Genomic DNA, 16,021 nt, shown 5'->3' on the forward strand with positions numbered 1-16,021 from the left:
ACCCCGCCGGGCTTACCACGGGTTTCCCATGCCATTTCCAGCGCTTTCATGGTGAGCCTGCTGTCCGGCGAGAACGACATGGCCCAGCCCACTGGTTTTATTGCGAACAGGTCGAGAACAACGGCGAGGTACGCCCAGCGCTTACCCGTCCAGATACAGGTCACATCACCGCACCACACCTGATTTGGCTCGGTCACGGCGAACTGCCTTTCAAATTTCAGATTCCAGTTCAGCCACCGTGCGGGAACCAGGAGTACCGAGCCCTTTTCTGGCGGCGGTAACCCATTGTCCTAAAGTGCCTTCAGGAAGGGATAATCGGGAAGCATGGACGGTTAAGCCGAGAATACGGTAGTAAGTGAGATATGGGGTTTGGTCGTTGTTAATGAGCAACCATGACCGCCAACGACTGGGTTCTCCCTTGGTTTATGTTGGTGCGCATAATGTATATTATGTTAAATCATATCTGAGTGATGCGAAGTGCTTTTCTGGTAGTCGTTATTCGTTCAGGGTTCCAGAACTTAAGCCTCTCCTCTTTCATAATTGGCCTGTGCATGACGGATATAGGCTGGCTGGTATGCAGATTTGCCGTTTGCCGCATCTTCCCAGCGTTGAAGACTCAAGCTGGCAAACCGCGTGCAAATGAGCACGCCCTCTTTCCATCAACACTTCAGGCAGCTTGCGGGAATGAGTCCACTACGGTATCAGAAATGGGAAGTGGGTGTCTCTCTGATGCGTAATGGAAAAATACTGGCTACGGGAGAAAATGTCTCCCTGGGGACAGTAAATAAAAGCAAAGTATCTCTGGGTTTAAGCGCAACCTATGGACAAACAGGAAACAAGGTTGCAGCCGGAACCGTCCAGTCAGTCATTGGTGTCACTTTTATCTATGAATAATTGTGATTTTGATCTTAGTCTATGCGCTCCATTCACGAAAATTGCGCGGATAATTATTTTGTGAAGGCTATTATCCTACACCTGTAAGAAAATCCGCGCACAATTGAAGCCAGAGTCTTATTTTTTATATTGAAAAATATGTTAATTTAAACACTATGAGAGATGATGCTTAACTTATCGTATTTAATCTATTGTTTAACGATAATAGATTAAAAATAGAAAGAGAGTAGTCCCCTACTCTTATATATCCATGTTGGCGATAATCCCTTTGTATGTACTGTGCATCATCGCTATTACAAATCCTAATAATTCATTTCCACACAGGATAAGTAGATGAAGAAAAAAATTGAATCCTACCAGGGTGCTGCAGGTGGTTGGGGTGCTGTTAAATCCGTAGCGAATGCAGTACGTAAGCAGATGGATATACGCCAGGATGTTATTGCCATGTTTGACATGAATAAGCCAGAGGGCTTTGACTGTCCGGGTTGTGCATGGCCAGATCCTAAGCACACTGCGTCATTCGACATTTGTGAAAACGGCGCAAAAGCAATCGCCTGGGAAGTCACGGATAAGCAGGTAAATGCCTCTTTCTTTGCTGAGAATACGGTTCAATCATTACTTACCTGGGGAGATCACGAGCTTGAGGCTGCGGGACGTCTCACTCAGCCTTTGAAATATGATGCCGTCAGCGACTGTTACAAGCCATTAAGCTGGCAACAAGCTTTCGACGAAATTGGCGCACGCCTTCAAAGCTATAGTGATCCCAATCAGGTTGAATTCTATACTTCGGGCCGCACTTCCAATGAAGCTGCCTTTCTTTATCAGCTTTTTGCCCGTGAATACGGGAGCAATAACTTTCCCGACTGCTCCAACATGTGCCATGAACCGACCAGTGTGGGTTTGGCAGCGAGTATCGGCGTGGGTAAAGGGACTGTGTTGCTGGAAGACTTTGAGAAGTGCGATTTAGTCATTTGCATTGGGCATAACCCTGGTACAAACCACCCCCGCATGCTGACTTCGTTGCGCGCTTTAGTGAAACGGGGAGCGAAAATGATCGCCATCAATCCTTTACAGGAACGTGGCCTGGAGCGATTTACCGCACCGCAAAACCCGTTTGAAATGCTGACGAACTCTGAGACTCAGTTGGCCAGTGCGTACTACAACGTGCGCATTGGTGGCGATATGGCGTTGCTCAAGGGGATGATGCGCCTGTTAATTGAGCGCGATGATGCTGCAAGTGCCGCAGGTCGGCCCTCATTGCTTGATGACGAATTTATTCAAACGCATACCGTCGGCTTTGACGAGCTACGCCGTGACGTTCTCAATTCCGAGTGGAAAGATATCGAACATATTTCTGGACTAAGTCAGACACAAATCGCCGAACTGGCTGACGCATATGCCGCTGCCGATCGCACCATTATCTGTTACGGAATGGGGATCACTCAGCACGAACATGGTACCCAGAATGTACAGCAACTGGTCAATCTGCTGTTGATGAAAGGTAACATTGGCAAGCCTGGTGCGGGTATCTGCCCACTACGAGGTCACTCTAATGTACAGGGCGACCGAACCGTCGGTATCACCGAGAAACCGTCTGCAGAGTTTCTGGCTCGCCTGGGTGAGCGCTATGGCTTCACCCCACCTCATGCACCTGGACATGCTGCAATTGCCAGCATGCAAGCAATATGCACGGGGCAGGCTCGAGCATTGATCTGCATGGGGGGCAACTTTGCACTGGCAATGCCAGATCGGGAAGCGAGCGCTGTACCGTTAACGCAATTAGATTTGGCGGTACACGTAGCCACTAAGCTTAACCGCTCTCATCTGCTGACCGCACGGCATAGCTATATTCTGCCGGTTCTGGGGCGTAGCGAGATTGACATGCAAAAAAGCGGTGCGCAGGCGGTAACCGTTGAGGATTCAATGTCGATGATTCATGCCTCGCGTGGCGTGTTAAAACCCGCCGGTGTAATGCTGAAATCAGAGTGTGCAGTGGTCGCGGGAATCGCGCAGGCAGCACTACCCCAGAGCGTGGTAGCCTGGGAGTATCTGGTGGAAGATTATGATCGCATTCGCAATGACATTGAAGCTGTGTTACCAGAGTTCGCCGACTATAACCAGCGCATCCGACATCCTGGAGGTTTTCACCTGATAAATGCAGCTGCTGAAAGGCGCTGGATGACGCCGTCAGGTAAGGCTAATTTCATTACCAGCAAAGGGCTGTTAGAAGATCCCTCTTCAGCGTTTAACAGTAAGCTGGTCATGGCGACAGTACGCAGCCACGATCAGTACAACACGACGATTTATGGTATGGATGATCGCTATCGAGGGGTATTCGGTCAACGAGATGTGGTCTTTATGAGTGCTAAACAAGCTAAAATTTGCCGTGTAAAAAACGGCGAAAGAGTTAATCTTATTGCGCTTACGCCAGACGGTAAGCGCAGCTCACGCCGCATGGATAGATTAAAAGTGGTCATTTACCCTATGGCTGACCGCTCACTGGTGACCTATTTTCCAGAATCGAATCACATGCTAACTCTTGATAACCACGATCCATTAAGTGGCATTCCTGGTTATAAAAGTATTCCGGTTGAATTAGAACCATCAAATTAATTCGCCTCCTCATTTCTTCTGCTGTCATCCGCACAGCAGAAGAATTTCTCATTGACTATTATCGCGCAATTTGCTCACATTGATCAAATTAAACCACACACTATAAGATATAAACCTCTGCCTACAGCTGTAAGAAACTCCGCTCAGTACTGAAGTGCCAGTCCTATTTCCTCTTTTCTCCAGCCTGTTATATTAAGCATACTGATTAACAATTTTTAACGTTATCCGCTAAATAAACATATTTGAAATGCATGCGACCACAGTGAAAAACAAAATCACGCAAAGAGACAACTATAAAGAAATCATGTCTGTAATTGTGGTTGTCTTATTACTGACCCTTACGTTGATAGCCATTTTTTCGGCAATTGATCAGCTGGGTATTTCAGAAATGGGTCGCATTGCAAGAGATCTTACACATTTCATTATCAATAGTTTGCAAGACTGAAAATAAACAGCAAATTATAAATATGAAATGTTAAAAAAGTATCGATAAAAACTTTATTGTTTTAAGGAGATAAAATGTCGCTCGTTTGTTCTGTTATATTTATTCATCATGCCTTCAACGCTAACATTTTAGATAAAGATTACGCCTTCTCTGACGGCGAGATCCTGATGGTAGATAACGCTGTTCGTACGCATTTTGAACCTTATGAGCGGCATTTTAAAGAGATCGGATTTACTGAAAATACCATTAAAAAATATCTACAATGCACTAACATCCAGACAGTGACGGTGCCTGTTCCTGCGAAGTTTTTACGTGCTTCAAATGTACCGACTGGATTGCTTAATGAAATGATTGCTTATCTCAACTCGGAAGAACGCAATCATCATAATTTTTCAGAACTTTTGCTTTTTTCTTGCCTGTCTATTTTTGCCGCATGCAAAGGTTTCATTACACTATTAACTAACGGTGTGCTATCCGTTTCCGGAAAAGTGAGAAATATTGTCAACATGAAGCTGGCGCACCCATGGAAGCTGAAAGATATTTGTGACTGCCTGTACATCAGTGAAAGCCTGTTGAAGAAAAAACTAAAGCAAGAGCAAACGACATTCTCACAGATTCTATTAGATGCCAGAATGCAGCACGCAAAAAATTTGATACGCGTAGAAGGTTCAGTCAATAAAATTGCCGAACAATGTGGTTATGCCAGTACTTCTTATTTTATTTATGCGTTCCGCAAACATTTCGGCAACAGTCCGAAGAGAGTTTCTAAGGAGTACCGTTGTCAAAGTCACACGGGTATGAATACGGGCAACACGATGAGTGCTTTAGCTATTTGATTATTTGCTAACGAGTAGTCAACCACGCACGCTACGTAAGAATTATATGGGGCAGCCATTCCCTGCCCCGCGTTGTTTTTAGGCGATATATTTATTGAAATAAATAAGTGACATCCATCACATATTTATGCACTTGCATAACCTGTTGCATGATTATTTATGTTCTCAATTCAGCATTTTGTCAGTAAAATGCAATAATTCATTAAATATCAATAAATTAGTTGTTTATCGGCGAGAAATTACTTAATAGAACAGAAAGTAATGTCAACGCTTTATGGACTGTTATTTCCCTTTTTTTAGCTAAATCTGCTATCTCTTTATGTGACTAACTTCACTTACATCCACTTATTTCTCTTCGTAAAATTACTTCGGAATTAAGTACAATAAGAAGAGGAACATTTATGAAGTCTGCATTAAAGAAAAGTGTCGTAAGTACCTCGATATCTTTGATACTGGCATCTGGTATGGCTGCATTTGCTGCTCATGCGGCAGATGATGTAAAGCTGAAAGCAACCAAAACAAACGTTGCTTTCTCAGACTTTACGCCGACTGAATACAGTACCAAAGGAAAGCCAAATATTATCGTACTAACCATGGATGATCTTGGTTATGGACAACTTCCTTTTGATAAGGGATCTTTTGACCCAAAAACAATGGAAAATCGTGAAGTTGTCGATACCTACAAAATAGGGATAGATAAAGCCATTGAAGCTGCACAAAAATCAACGCCGACGCTCCTTTCATTAATGGATGAAGGCGTACGTTTTACTAACGGCTATGTGGCACACGGTGTTTCCGGCCCCTCCCGTGCCGCAATAATGACCGGTCGAGCTCCCGCCCGCTTTGGTGTCTATTCCAATACCGATGCTCAGGATGGTATTCCGCTAACAGAAACTTTCTTGCCTGAATTATTCCAGAATCATGGTTATTACACTGCAGCAGTAGGTAAATGGCACTTGTCAAAAATCAGTAATGTGCCGGTACCGGAAGATAAACAAACGCGTGACTATCATGACAACTTCACCACATTTTCTGCGGAAGAATGGCAACCTCAAAACCGTGGCTTTGATTACTTTATGGGATTCCACGCTGCAGGAACGGCATATTACAACTCCCCTTCACTGTTCAAAAATCGTGAACGTGTCCCCGCAAAAGGTTATATCAGCGATCAGTTAACCGATGAGGCAATTGGCGTTGTTGATCGTGCCAAAACACTTGACCAGCCTTTTATGCTTTACCTGGCTTATAATGCTCCGCACCTGCCAAATGATAATCCTGCACCGGATCAATATCAGAAGCAATTTAATACCGGTAGTCAAACAGCAGATAACTACTACGCTTCCGTTTATTCTGTTGATCAGGGTGTAAAACGCATTCTCGAACAACTGAAGAAAAACGGACAGTATGATAATACTATTATTCTCTTTACCTCCGATAATGGTGCGGTTATCGATGGTCCTCTGCCGCTGAACGGGGCGCAAAAAGGCTATAAGAGTCAGACCTATCCTGGCGGTACTCACACCCCAATGTTTATGTGGTGGAAAGGAAAACTTCAACCCGGTAATTATGACAAGCTGATTTCCGCAATGGATTTCTACCCGACAGCTCTTGATGCAGCCGATATCAGCATTCCAAAAGACCTTAAGCTGGATGGCGTTTCCTTGCTGCCCTGGTTGCAAGATAAGAAACAAGGCGAGCCACATAAAAATCTGACCTGGATAACCTCTTATTCTCACTGGTTTGACGAGGAAAATATTCCATTCTGGGATAATTACCACAAATTTGTTCGCCATCAGTCAGACGATTACCCGCATAACCCCAACACTGAGGACTTAAGCCAATTCTCTTATACGGTGAGAAATAACGATTATTCGCTTGTCTATACAGTAGAAAACAATCAGTTAGGTCTCTACAATCTGACGGATCTACAGCAAAAAGATAACCTTGCCGCCGCCAATCCGCAGGTCGTTAAAGAGATGCAAGGCGTGGTAAGAGAGTTTATCGACAGCAGCCAGCCACCGCTTAGCGAGGTAAATCAGGAGAAGTTTAACAATATCAAGAAAGCACTAAGCGAAGCGAAATAACTAAACCTTCATGCGGCGGAATTTTCCGCGCCTTATTGAGCGAGATAGCGATGCACGTTACAGCCAAGCCCTCCAGTTTTCAATGTAATCTCAAATGTGATTACTGTTTTTACCTTGAAAAAGAGTCGCAGTTTACTCATGAAAAATGGATGGATGACAGCACTCTGAAAGAGTTCATCAAACAATATATCGCAGCGTCTGGCAATCAGGTCTATTTTACCTGGCAAGGCGGTGAACCCACTCTGGCTGGCCTGGATTTTTTCCGTAAAGTTATTCACTATCAACAACGCTATGCAGGCCAAAAACGTATTTTTAATGCATTACAAACGAATGGCATTTTATTGAATAACGAATGGTGTTCCTTTCTCAAAGAACATGAATTTCTGGTTGGTATCTCGATCGATGGCCCCCAGGAGTTACATGACCGTTACAGACGCAGTAATTCAGGTAACGGTACTTTTGCAAAAGTGATAGCAGCCATCGAGCGTCTGAAATCATATCAAGTTGAGTTTAATACGTTAACCGTCATTAATAACGTTAATGTCCATTACCCTCTTGAGGTTTATCATTTTTTAAAATCTATCGGCAGTAAACATATGCAATTTATCGAATTGCTCGAAACCGGGACGCCGAATATTGATTTCAGTGGTCATAGTGAGAACACATTCCGTATCATTGATTTTTCTGTGCCTCCCACGGCTTATGGCAAGTTTATGTCAACCATTTTTATGCAATGGGTTAAAAACGATGTGGGTGAAATTTTCATTCGTCAGTTTGAAAGCTTTGTCAGCCGTTTTTTGGGGAATGGGCATACAAGTTGTATTTTCCAGGAGTCCTGCAAGGATAATCTGGTTGTTGAAAGTAATGGAGACATTTACGAATGCGACCATTTTGTCTATCCACAGTACAAAATTGGAAACATTAATAAATCTGAACTCAAAACGATGAACAGTGTACAACTGACAGCGCAAAAAAAACGGATTTCAGCGAAATGTCAGCAATGTGCATATAAACCTATCTGCAATGGCGGTTGTCCTAAGCATCGTATTACTAAAGTAAACAATGAGACTGTTTCTTATTTTTGCGAAGGTTATAAAATCCTTTTTTCAACCATGGTACCTTATATGAACGCCATGGTTGAGTTAGCTAAGAACAGAGTACCGCTTTACCACATTATGGATGTTGCAAAACAAATGGAGAATAATTAATAACGCTCTCTTTTAACTCCATTCTTAGCCTCCTTCTTATGACCTTAACAAGGCACCCGACATAAATTCCTGTCGGGTGTTTCGTCATCATCATCTTCCCTTGCGAAAATCCTGGCTTACGTGGTATGCGTCAGGGCATTAGCAATACCCTTGATTATCAATAGCATAACCATAACCATAACCATAACCACTGAAAATTAAAAATTTCTATATATTTCATATTGTTAAATGATACTTAAATAAATTTCATCAGTAAATCATTGCCATAGATAATCATTGGATGGCACAATCAATTTTCGCTAATGATAACCATTCCCATTACGTTTTGTATGTTGATAGCAAAGTATCTCTGTCTGCTGAAGCCCTTTTGGCTGCGTAAGAATAATAAAACTTCAGTGTTGTTAATCATTATTATCCTCGCAATGATCCTTGGCGTGGTTAAAATTCAGGTCTGGTTAAACGACTGGAATAATGATTTTTTCAATGCGCTAAGCCAGAAAGAAACCGATAAGCTTTGGCAGCTTGTTCTTTGGTTCCCTGCCCTGCTGGGGATCTTTGTATTAATATCCGTAAACAAAACATGGTTAATTAAACTACTGACTATTCGCTGGCGCGAATGGTTAACAGATTACTACCTTAATCGCTGGTTTGCAGATAAAAACTACTACTTCACGCAGATCTACGGCGAGCATAAAAATACAGATAACCCTGACCAACGTATCGCTGAAGACATTCTCTTACTGATCAGCAAAACGCTCAGTCTTTCATTTGGCTTCATCCAGTCACTTAGCATGCTGATCACCTTTACCGTTATTCTTTGGCAAAGCGCGGGTACGCTCTCATTCACTGTTGGTGGAACAGAATGGAATATCCAGGGGTATATGGTCTATACCGTCGTGCTCATTGTGATCGGTGGAACTTTATTTACCCATAAGGTTGGTAAGCGTATTCGTCCGCTTAATGTGGAAAAACAACGTAGCGAAGCGACATTTCGAACTAATCTTGTGCAGCATAATAAGCAGGCAGAACTGATTGCGCTAAGCAATGCTGAGTCTCTACAACGCCAGGAGTTGCGCGACAATTTTCATACCATTAAAGAGAACTGGCATCGTTTAATGAATCGTCAGCGGTTGCTTGATTACTGGCAAAATATTTATTCGCGCTCGCTTAGCGTTCTTCCCTACTTTCTGTTATTGCCGCAGTTTATTAGCGGGAAGATCAATCTGGGCGGACTGATGAAATCGCGCCAGGCATTTATGCTAGTATCGAACAATTTAAGCTGGTTTATTTATAAATATGACGAACTTGCTGAACTGGCTGCGGTTATCGATCGCTTGTATGAGTTCCATCAACTCACTGAACAGCGCCCTACGAATAAGCCTAAAAATTGCCAACATGCGGTACAAGTGGCTAATGCGAGTATTCGTACGCCTGATAATAAGATCATATTAGAGAACTTGAACTTTCATGTTTCGCCAGGCAAATGGCTATTACTGAAAGGCTACTCTGGTGCGGGAAAAACCACACTGCTTAAAACATTATCCCACTGCTGGCCGTGGTTTAAAGGTGATATTTTTTCTCCTGCTGACAGTTGGTATGTGTCACAAACACCGTTAATCAAAACCGGCTTACTGAAAGAGATTATTTGTAAAGCACTTCCCCTGCCCGTAGACGATAAATCGTTGAGCGAAGTACTGCATCAGGTTGGTCTTGGGAAATTGGCTGCGCGTATTCATGACCACGATCGCTGGGGAGATATTCTTTCCAGCGGCGAAAAACAACGTATCGCCCTGGCACGATTAATTTTACGACGTCCGAAATGGATATTTCTTGACGAAACTACCTCTCATCTTGAGGAACAAGAGGCTATCCGCTTACTGCGTTTAGTGCGTGAAAAACTACCCACAAGCGGCGTCATTATGGTTACACATCAACCCGGTGTCTGGAACCTGGCCGATGATATTTGTGACATTAGCGCGGTTTTATAAAAACAATAAAAGCCCTGCTGTACGGAGATATAAATAAATGAAGCGAGTTCTTATTCCTGGCGTCATTTTATGTGGCGCTGATGTGGCGCAGGCCGTCGATGACAAAAACATGTACATGCATTTTTTTGAAGAGATGACGGTCTATGCTCCTGTCCCTGTACCCGTAAACGGCAACACGCATTACACCAGTGAAAGCATCGAGCGTTTACCGACCGGGAATGGCAATATCAGCGATCTGCTGAGAACCAACCCTGCGGTACGCATGGATTCAACGCAAAGTACCTCGTTGAACCAGGGAGATATTCGCCCTGAGAAAATCTCTATTCACGGTGCGTCGCCCTACCAGAATGCCTATTTGATTGACGGTATTAGTGCAACTAATAACCTGAACCCAGCGAATGAGTCCGATGCCAGTAGTGCAACCAATATTAGCGGGATGTCACAGGGGTATTATCTTGATGTCAGCTTACTGGACAATGTGACGCTTTATGACAGTTTTGTGCCGGTTGAATTTGGTCGCTTCAATGGCGGGGTAATTGATGCAAAGATCAAACGCTTCAACGCTGATGATAGCAAGGTGAAATTGGGTTATCGCACTACGCGTTCGGACTGGTTAACATCGCATATCGATGAGAATAACAAGAGCGCATTTAATCAAGGTTCTTCAGGAAGTACTTATTTCTCTCCAGATTTTAAAAAGAACTTTTATACCTTGTCGTTTAATCAGGAGCTGGCTGATAACTTTGGCGTTACCGCCGGTTTATCGCGCCGCCAGTCTGATATCACCCGCGCGGATTATGTTTCGAATGACGGCATTGTCGTCGGTCGGGCACAGTATAAAAACGTTATCGATACTGCATTGAGCAAATTTACCTGGTTTGCCAGCGACCGCTTTACCCACGATTTAACCTTAAAATATACCGGCTCCAGCCGTGATTATAATACCAGCACCTTCCCGCAGTCTGATCGCGAAATGGGTAATAAATCCTATGGTCTTGCATGGGATATGGATACGCAACTCGCATGGGCCAAACTACGTACCACCGTTGGTTGGGATCATATTAGTGATTATACCCGTCACGATCATGACATCTGGTACACCGAACTTTCATGTACATATGGTGATATTACAGGGCGTTGTACCCGTGGCGGATTAGGACACATTTCCCAGGCTGTAGATAATTACACCTTCAAAACACGCCTGGACTGGCAAAAATTCGCCGTGGGTGATGTTTCGCATCAACCCTACTCCGGCGCGGAATACATCTATTCCGATGCATGGACTGAACGCCATAACCAGTCTGAATCCTATGTGATTAATGCTGCAGGAAAGAAAACTAACCATACCATTTACCATAAAGGTAAAGGCAGCCTAGGAATTGACAACTACACGCTGTATATGGCGGATCACATTAGCTGGCGGAATGTGTCGTTAATGCCCGGTGTGCGTTATGACTATGACAACTATCTGTCAAACCACAATATCTCCCCGCGCTTTATGACGGAATGGGATATTTTTGCTGATCAAACCTCAATGATTACCGCCGGTTATAACCGTTACTATGGCGGGAATATTCTTGATATGGGATTACGTGATATCCGCAATAGCTGGACGGAATCGGTATCAGGTAATAAAACCCTGACGCGTTATCAGAATTTGAAAACGCCTTATAACGATGAACTGGCAATGGGATTGCAGCAAAAAATCGGTAAGAACGTTATTGCACGCGCAAACTATGTTTACCGTGAAGCGCATGATCAAATCAGCAAAAGCAGTCGTACCGACAGCGCGACTAAAACCACCATTACTGAATATAACAACGATGGCAAAACCAAAACGCATTCGTTTAACCTCAGTTTTGAACTGGCCGAACCCCTGCATATCCGCCAGGTAGATATTAACCCGCAAATTGTCTTTAGCTATATCAAGAGCAAGGGCAACTTGTCGTTAAACAATGGTTATGAGGAGAGCAATACCGGTGATAACCAGGTGGTTTATAACGGTAATCTGGTCTCTTACGATAGCGTTCCAGTGGCAGATTTTAATAACCCATTAAAGATCTCCTTAAACATGGATTTCACGCATCAACCGAGCGGGTTAGTGTGGGCGAATACGCTGGCGTGGCAAGAAGCGCGTAAAGCTCGCATTATCCTTGGTAAGACAAATGCGCAATACATCAGCGAATATTCAGATTACAAGCAGTATGTTGACGAAAAACTGGATAGCAGCCTGACCTGGGACACCCGCTTGTCCTGGACGCCACAATTTCTGAAACAACAAAACCTGACGATCAGTGCCGATATTCTCAATGTACTGGATAGCAAAACCGCTGTTGATACAACGAATACCGGTGTGGCGACCTACGCCAGTGGCCGTACTTTCTGGCTTGATGTCAGCATGAAATTTTAATAGTTCGGATTTTACTTAACCGGGTAAATTCGCCCGGTTTTCGCATGGAGATAATTATGAGAAACCTCTGTTTCTTACTGACGTTAGTGGCAACTCTGTTGCTCCCCGGGCGGCTGATTGCCGCCGCCTTACCGCAGGATGAAAAGTTAATTACCGGGCAACTGGACAATGGCTTGCGATATATGATTTATCCGCATGCTCAACCAAAGGATCAGGTAAATTTATGGCTGCAAATTCATACCGGTTCATTGCAGGAAGAAGACAATGAGCGCGGCGTGGCTCATTTTGTAGAACATATGATGTTTAACGGCACAAAAACATGGCCGGGTAATAAAGTCATCGAAACATTTGAGTCAATGGGCCTGCGTTTTGGTCGCGATGTTAATGCCTATACCAGCTATGACGAAACGGTGTATCAGGTGAGTTTGCCGACTACGCAGAAACAAAATCTGCAACAAGTGATGGCAATCTTCAGTGAATGGAGTAATGCCGCAACCTTTGAAAAACTCGAAGTAGACGCTGAACGTGGCGTAATTACTGAGGAATGGCGTGCCCATCAGGATGCGAAATGGCGCACCTCTCAGGCGCGCCGCCCTTTCCTGCTGGCTAATACCCGTAATTTAGACCGTGAACCTATCGGCCTGATGGATACTGTCGCCACGGTCACACCGGCACAATTGCGCCAATTTTATCAACGCTGGTATCAACCAAATAATATGACCTTTATCGTGGTCGGCGATATCGACAGTAAAAAAGCGCTGGCGCTGATAAAGGATAATTTAAGTAAGCTTCCGGCTAACAAAGCAGCTGAAAATCGCGTCTGGCCGACAAAAGCCGAAAACCACCTGCGCTTTAATATCATTAATGATAAAGAAAACCGGGTGAACGGCATCGCACTCTATTATCGCCTGCCAATGGTACAAGTGAACGATGAGCAAAGCTTTATCGAACAAGCTGAATGGAGCATGTTAGTTCAGCTGTTCAATCAACGTCTGCAGGAACGCATACAGTCGGGCGAGTTGAAGACTATTTCTGGCGGCACTGCGCGCAGCGTTAAAATTGCACCCGATTATCAGTCGCTGTTTTTCCGTGTAAATGCACGAGACGATAATATGCAGGATGCTGCGAATGCATTAATGGCAGAGTTGGCAACCATTGATCAGCATGGTTTTTCTGCTGAAGAACTCGATGATGTCAAATCTACCCGCCTCACCTGGCTGAAAAATGCGGTTGATCAGCAAGCTGAACGTGATTTACGTATGCTGACCAGTCGCCTGGCATCCAGCTCATTAAATAATACGCCGTTCTTGTCGCCGGAAGAGACATATCAACTTTCGAAACGTCTGTGGCAGCAAATTACCGTGCAAAGTCTGGCGGAAAAATGGCAGCAGTTAAGAAAGAACCAGGACGCATTTTGGGAGCAAATGGTAAACAATGAGCTTGCCGCCAAAAAAGCATTGTCTCCTGCGGCTATCCTGGCGCTGGAAAAAGAGTACGCCAACAAAAAGCTGGCGGCTTACATCTTCCCAGGCAGAAATTTATCGTTAACAGTAGACGCTGACCCACAGGCGGAAATTAGCAGCAAAGAAACGCTGGCTGAGAATCTGACATCATTAACACTTTCCAATGGTGCCAGGGTTATTCTGGCAAAATCCGCGGGTGAAGAGCAAAAGCTACAAATTACTGCCGTATCGAATAAAGGCGATTTAAGTTTCCCTGCGCAGCAAAAATCACTTATCGCGCTGGCAAATAAAGCGGTAAGCGGAAGCGGCGTTGGTGAGCTCTCCTCTTCCAGCCTGAAACGCTGGAGTGCGGAAAATTCGGTAACCATGAGCAGTAAAGTCAGTGGCATGAATACGTTGCTCTCCGTTAGCGCGCGGACTAATAACCCTGAACCTGGTTTTCAGTTGATTAACCAGCGAATCACCCACAGCACGATTAACGACAATATTTGGGCATCGCTACAAAATGCTCAAATTCAGGCGTTGAAAACGCTCGACCAGCGTCCAGCGGAGAAATTCGCCCAGCAGATGTATGAGACGCGCTATGCTGATGACCGCACGAAATTACTGCAAGAAAATCAGATTGTACAGTTTACTGCCGCAGATGCGCTGGCTGCCGATCGCCAGTTGTTTTCATCTCCAGCGGATATCACGTTTGTCATTGTCGGTAATGTCTCAGAAGACAAACTCGTGGCGTTAATTACGCGTTACTTAGGATCAATCAAACACTCTGATTCGCCATTAGCCGCAGGTAAACCATTAACTCGCGCGACGGACAACGCATCGGTTACTGTAAAAGAACAAAATGAACCTGTGGCACAGGTTTCACAGTGGAAGCGTTATGATTCCCGGACACCTGTTAATCTGGCGACGCGTATGGCGCTCGATGCTTTTAACGTCGCACTGGCAAAAGATCTACGTGTTAATATTCGTGAACAGGCATCTGGAGCATACAGCGTTTCTTCTCGCCTCTCGGTTGATCCTCAGGCCAAAGATATCAGTCATTTGCTGGCTTTTACTTGTCAACCAGAACGACATGATGAACTGTTAACGTTAGCGAATGAAGTGATGGTTAAGCGTCTGGCTAAAGGGATCAGTGAGCAAGAACTGAATGAATACCAGCAAAACGTTCAGCGCAGCCTCGATATCCAACAGCGTAGCGTTCAACAATTAGCGAACACTATTGTAAATAGTCTTATTCAATATGACGATCCTGCAGCATGGACTGAGCAGGAGCAATTGTTGAAACAAATGACGGTAGAGAATGTTAACACTGCCGTTAAACAATATCTTTCTCATCCGGTAAATACTTATACCGGAGTATTATTGCCAAAATAATAACAGCCCCGTCAACACATCGTTGGCGGGGATTTTAGCAATATTCGCTATTTTTATGTAATAATTTTATAAATGCGTTCAAAATAATAATCAAGTACTAATAGTGATATTTTAAGGTCTGATTTTTACGTGATAATTCAGGAGACACAGAATGCGCATAAAAATAACAGCATAAAACACCTTACCACCACCCAAGAATTTCATATTGTATTGTTTTTCAATGAAAAAACATTATTCGCGTAATATCTCACGATAAATAACATTAGGATTTTGTTATTTAAACACGAGTCCTTTGCACTTGCTTACTTTATCGATAAATCCTACTTTTTTAATGCGATCCAATCATTTTAAGGAGTTTAAAATGGATAAGAAGCAAGTAACGGATTTAAGGTCGGAACTACTCGATTCACGTTTTGGTGCGAAGTCTATTTCCACTATCGCAGAATCAAAACGTTTTCCGCTGCACGAAATGCGCGACGATGTCGCATTCCAGATTATCAATGACGAATTATATCTTGATGGCAACGCTCGTCAGAACCTGGCCACTTTCTGCCAGACCTGGGACGACGAAAATGTCCACAAATTGATGGATTTATCCATTAACAAAAACTGGATCGACAAAGAAGAATATCCGCAATCCGCAGCCATCGACCTGCGTTGCGTAAATATGGTTGCCGATCTGTGGCATGCGCCTGCGCCGAAA

10 protein-coding genes and 4 pseudogenes are annotated in these 16,021 nt (G+C 44.0%); 11 read left to right on the forward strand and 3 right to left on the reverse strand.

The window, feature by feature from the left end:
* Both BHE85_RS25535 and BHE85_RS25540 read right to left on the reverse strand, forming a co-directional pair.
* Positions 1 to 212, reverse strand: a pseudogene (locus BHE85_RS25535) (DDE-type integrase/transposase/recombinase); the annotation flags it as partial.
* A gap of 1 nt (position 213) precedes the next feature.
* Positions 214 to 327 (reverse strand): annotated as a pseudogene (locus tag BHE85_RS25540) (transposase); the annotation flags it as partial.
* 291 nt (positions 328 to 618) lie between these two features.
* On the opposite strand from BHE85_RS25540, the pseudogene BHE85_RS25545 reads away from it, so the two are divergent.
* From BHE85_RS25545 to BHE85_RS25575, 7 genes and pseudogenes are all read left to right on the forward strand, one after another.
* Positions 619 to 711 (forward strand): annotated as a pseudogene (locus tag BHE85_RS25545) (AraC family transcriptional regulator); the annotation flags it as partial.
* A gap of 3 nt (positions 712 to 714) precedes the next feature.
* Positions 715 to 894 (forward strand): annotated as a pseudogene (locus tag BHE85_RS25550) (fimbrial protein); the annotation flags it as partial.
* A 333-nt stretch (positions 895 to 1,227) separates the two neighbouring features.
* Positions 1,228 to 3,507: an acid resistance putative oxidoreductase YdeP gene (gene ydeP / locus BHE85_RS25555; protein ID WP_000726737.1), complete on the forward strand. Its 2,280-nt coding sequence runs from the start codon at positions 1,228 to 1,230 to the stop codon at positions 3,505 to 3,507.
* A gap of 247 nt (positions 3,508 to 3,754) precedes the next feature.
* Positions 3,755 to 3,952 (forward strand): two-component system connector SafA, encoded by a 198-nt coding sequence (gene safA / locus BHE85_RS25560; RefSeq protein ID WP_000543389.1) that lies wholly within the window; start codon positions 3,755 to 3,757, stop codon positions 3,950 to 3,952.
* A 74-nt stretch (positions 3,953 to 4,026) separates the two neighbouring features.
* Positions 4,027 to 4,788: an acid stress response transcriptional regulator YdeO gene (gene ydeO, locus BHE85_RS25565; protein ID WP_000060493.1), complete on the forward strand. Its 762-nt coding sequence runs from the start codon at positions 4,027 to 4,029 to the stop codon at positions 4,786 to 4,788.
* A gap of 401 nt (positions 4,789 to 5,189) precedes the next feature.
* Complete coding sequence (locus tag BHE85_RS25570) at positions 5,190 to 6,872, forward strand: sulfatase-like hydrolase/transferase (RefSeq protein ID WP_011379206.1); 1,683 nt, start codon at positions 5,190 to 5,192, stop codon at positions 6,870 to 6,872.
* A gap of 50 nt (positions 6,873 to 6,922) precedes the next feature.
* Complete coding sequence (locus BHE85_RS25575; RefSeq protein ID WP_001323843.1) at positions 6,923 to 8,080, forward strand: anaerobic sulfatase maturase; 1,158 nt, start codon at positions 6,923 to 6,925, stop codon at positions 8,078 to 8,080.
* On the opposite strand, the gene BHE85_RS25580 is transcribed toward BHE85_RS25575, so the two are convergent.
* Positions 8,046 to 8,168 (reverse strand): protein YneP, encoded by a 123-nt coding sequence (locus BHE85_RS25580; protein ID WP_120795387.1) that lies wholly within the window; start codon positions 8,166 to 8,168, stop codon positions 8,046 to 8,048. The two genes, BHE85_RS25575 and BHE85_RS25580, sit on opposite strands and share 35 nt — an antisense overlap.
* Positions 8,169 to 8,382: 214 nt before the next feature.
* On the opposite strand from BHE85_RS25580, the gene BHE85_RS25585 reads away from it, so the two are divergent.
* The 4 genes from BHE85_RS25585 to BHE85_RS25600 form a co-directional block, all read left to right on the forward strand.
* Positions 8,383 to 10,068 (forward strand): ABC transporter ATP-binding protein/permease, encoded by a 1,686-nt coding sequence (locus tag BHE85_RS25585; RefSeq protein ID WP_039064131.1) that lies wholly within the window; start codon positions 8,383 to 8,385, stop codon positions 10,066 to 10,068.
* A 37-nt stretch (positions 10,069 to 10,105) separates the two neighbouring features.
* Positions 10,106 to 12,478 (forward strand): TonB-dependent receptor plug domain-containing protein, encoded by a 2,373-nt coding sequence (locus BHE85_RS25590; protein WP_000832428.1) that lies wholly within the window; start codon positions 10,106 to 10,108, stop codon positions 12,476 to 12,478.
* Between the two features lie 56 nt (positions 12,479 to 12,534).
* Positions 12,535 to 15,318 (forward strand): M16 family metallopeptidase, encoded by a 2,784-nt coding sequence (locus BHE85_RS25595; protein WP_004983809.1) that lies wholly within the window; start codon positions 12,535 to 12,537, stop codon positions 15,316 to 15,318.
* Positions 15,319 to 15,679: 361 nt separating this feature from the next.
* Positions 15,680 to 16,021, forward strand: a 342-nt coding sequence (locus BHE85_RS25600) for a pyridoxal-dependent decarboxylase (protein ID WP_001690852.1), incomplete at its 3' end; no start/stop codon positions are given.

Source organism: Shigella sp. FC1567, assembly GCF_001743015.1.
Classification (GTDB): Bacteria; Pseudomonadota; Gammaproteobacteria; order Enterobacterales; family Enterobacteriaceae; genus Escherichia; species Escherichia coli.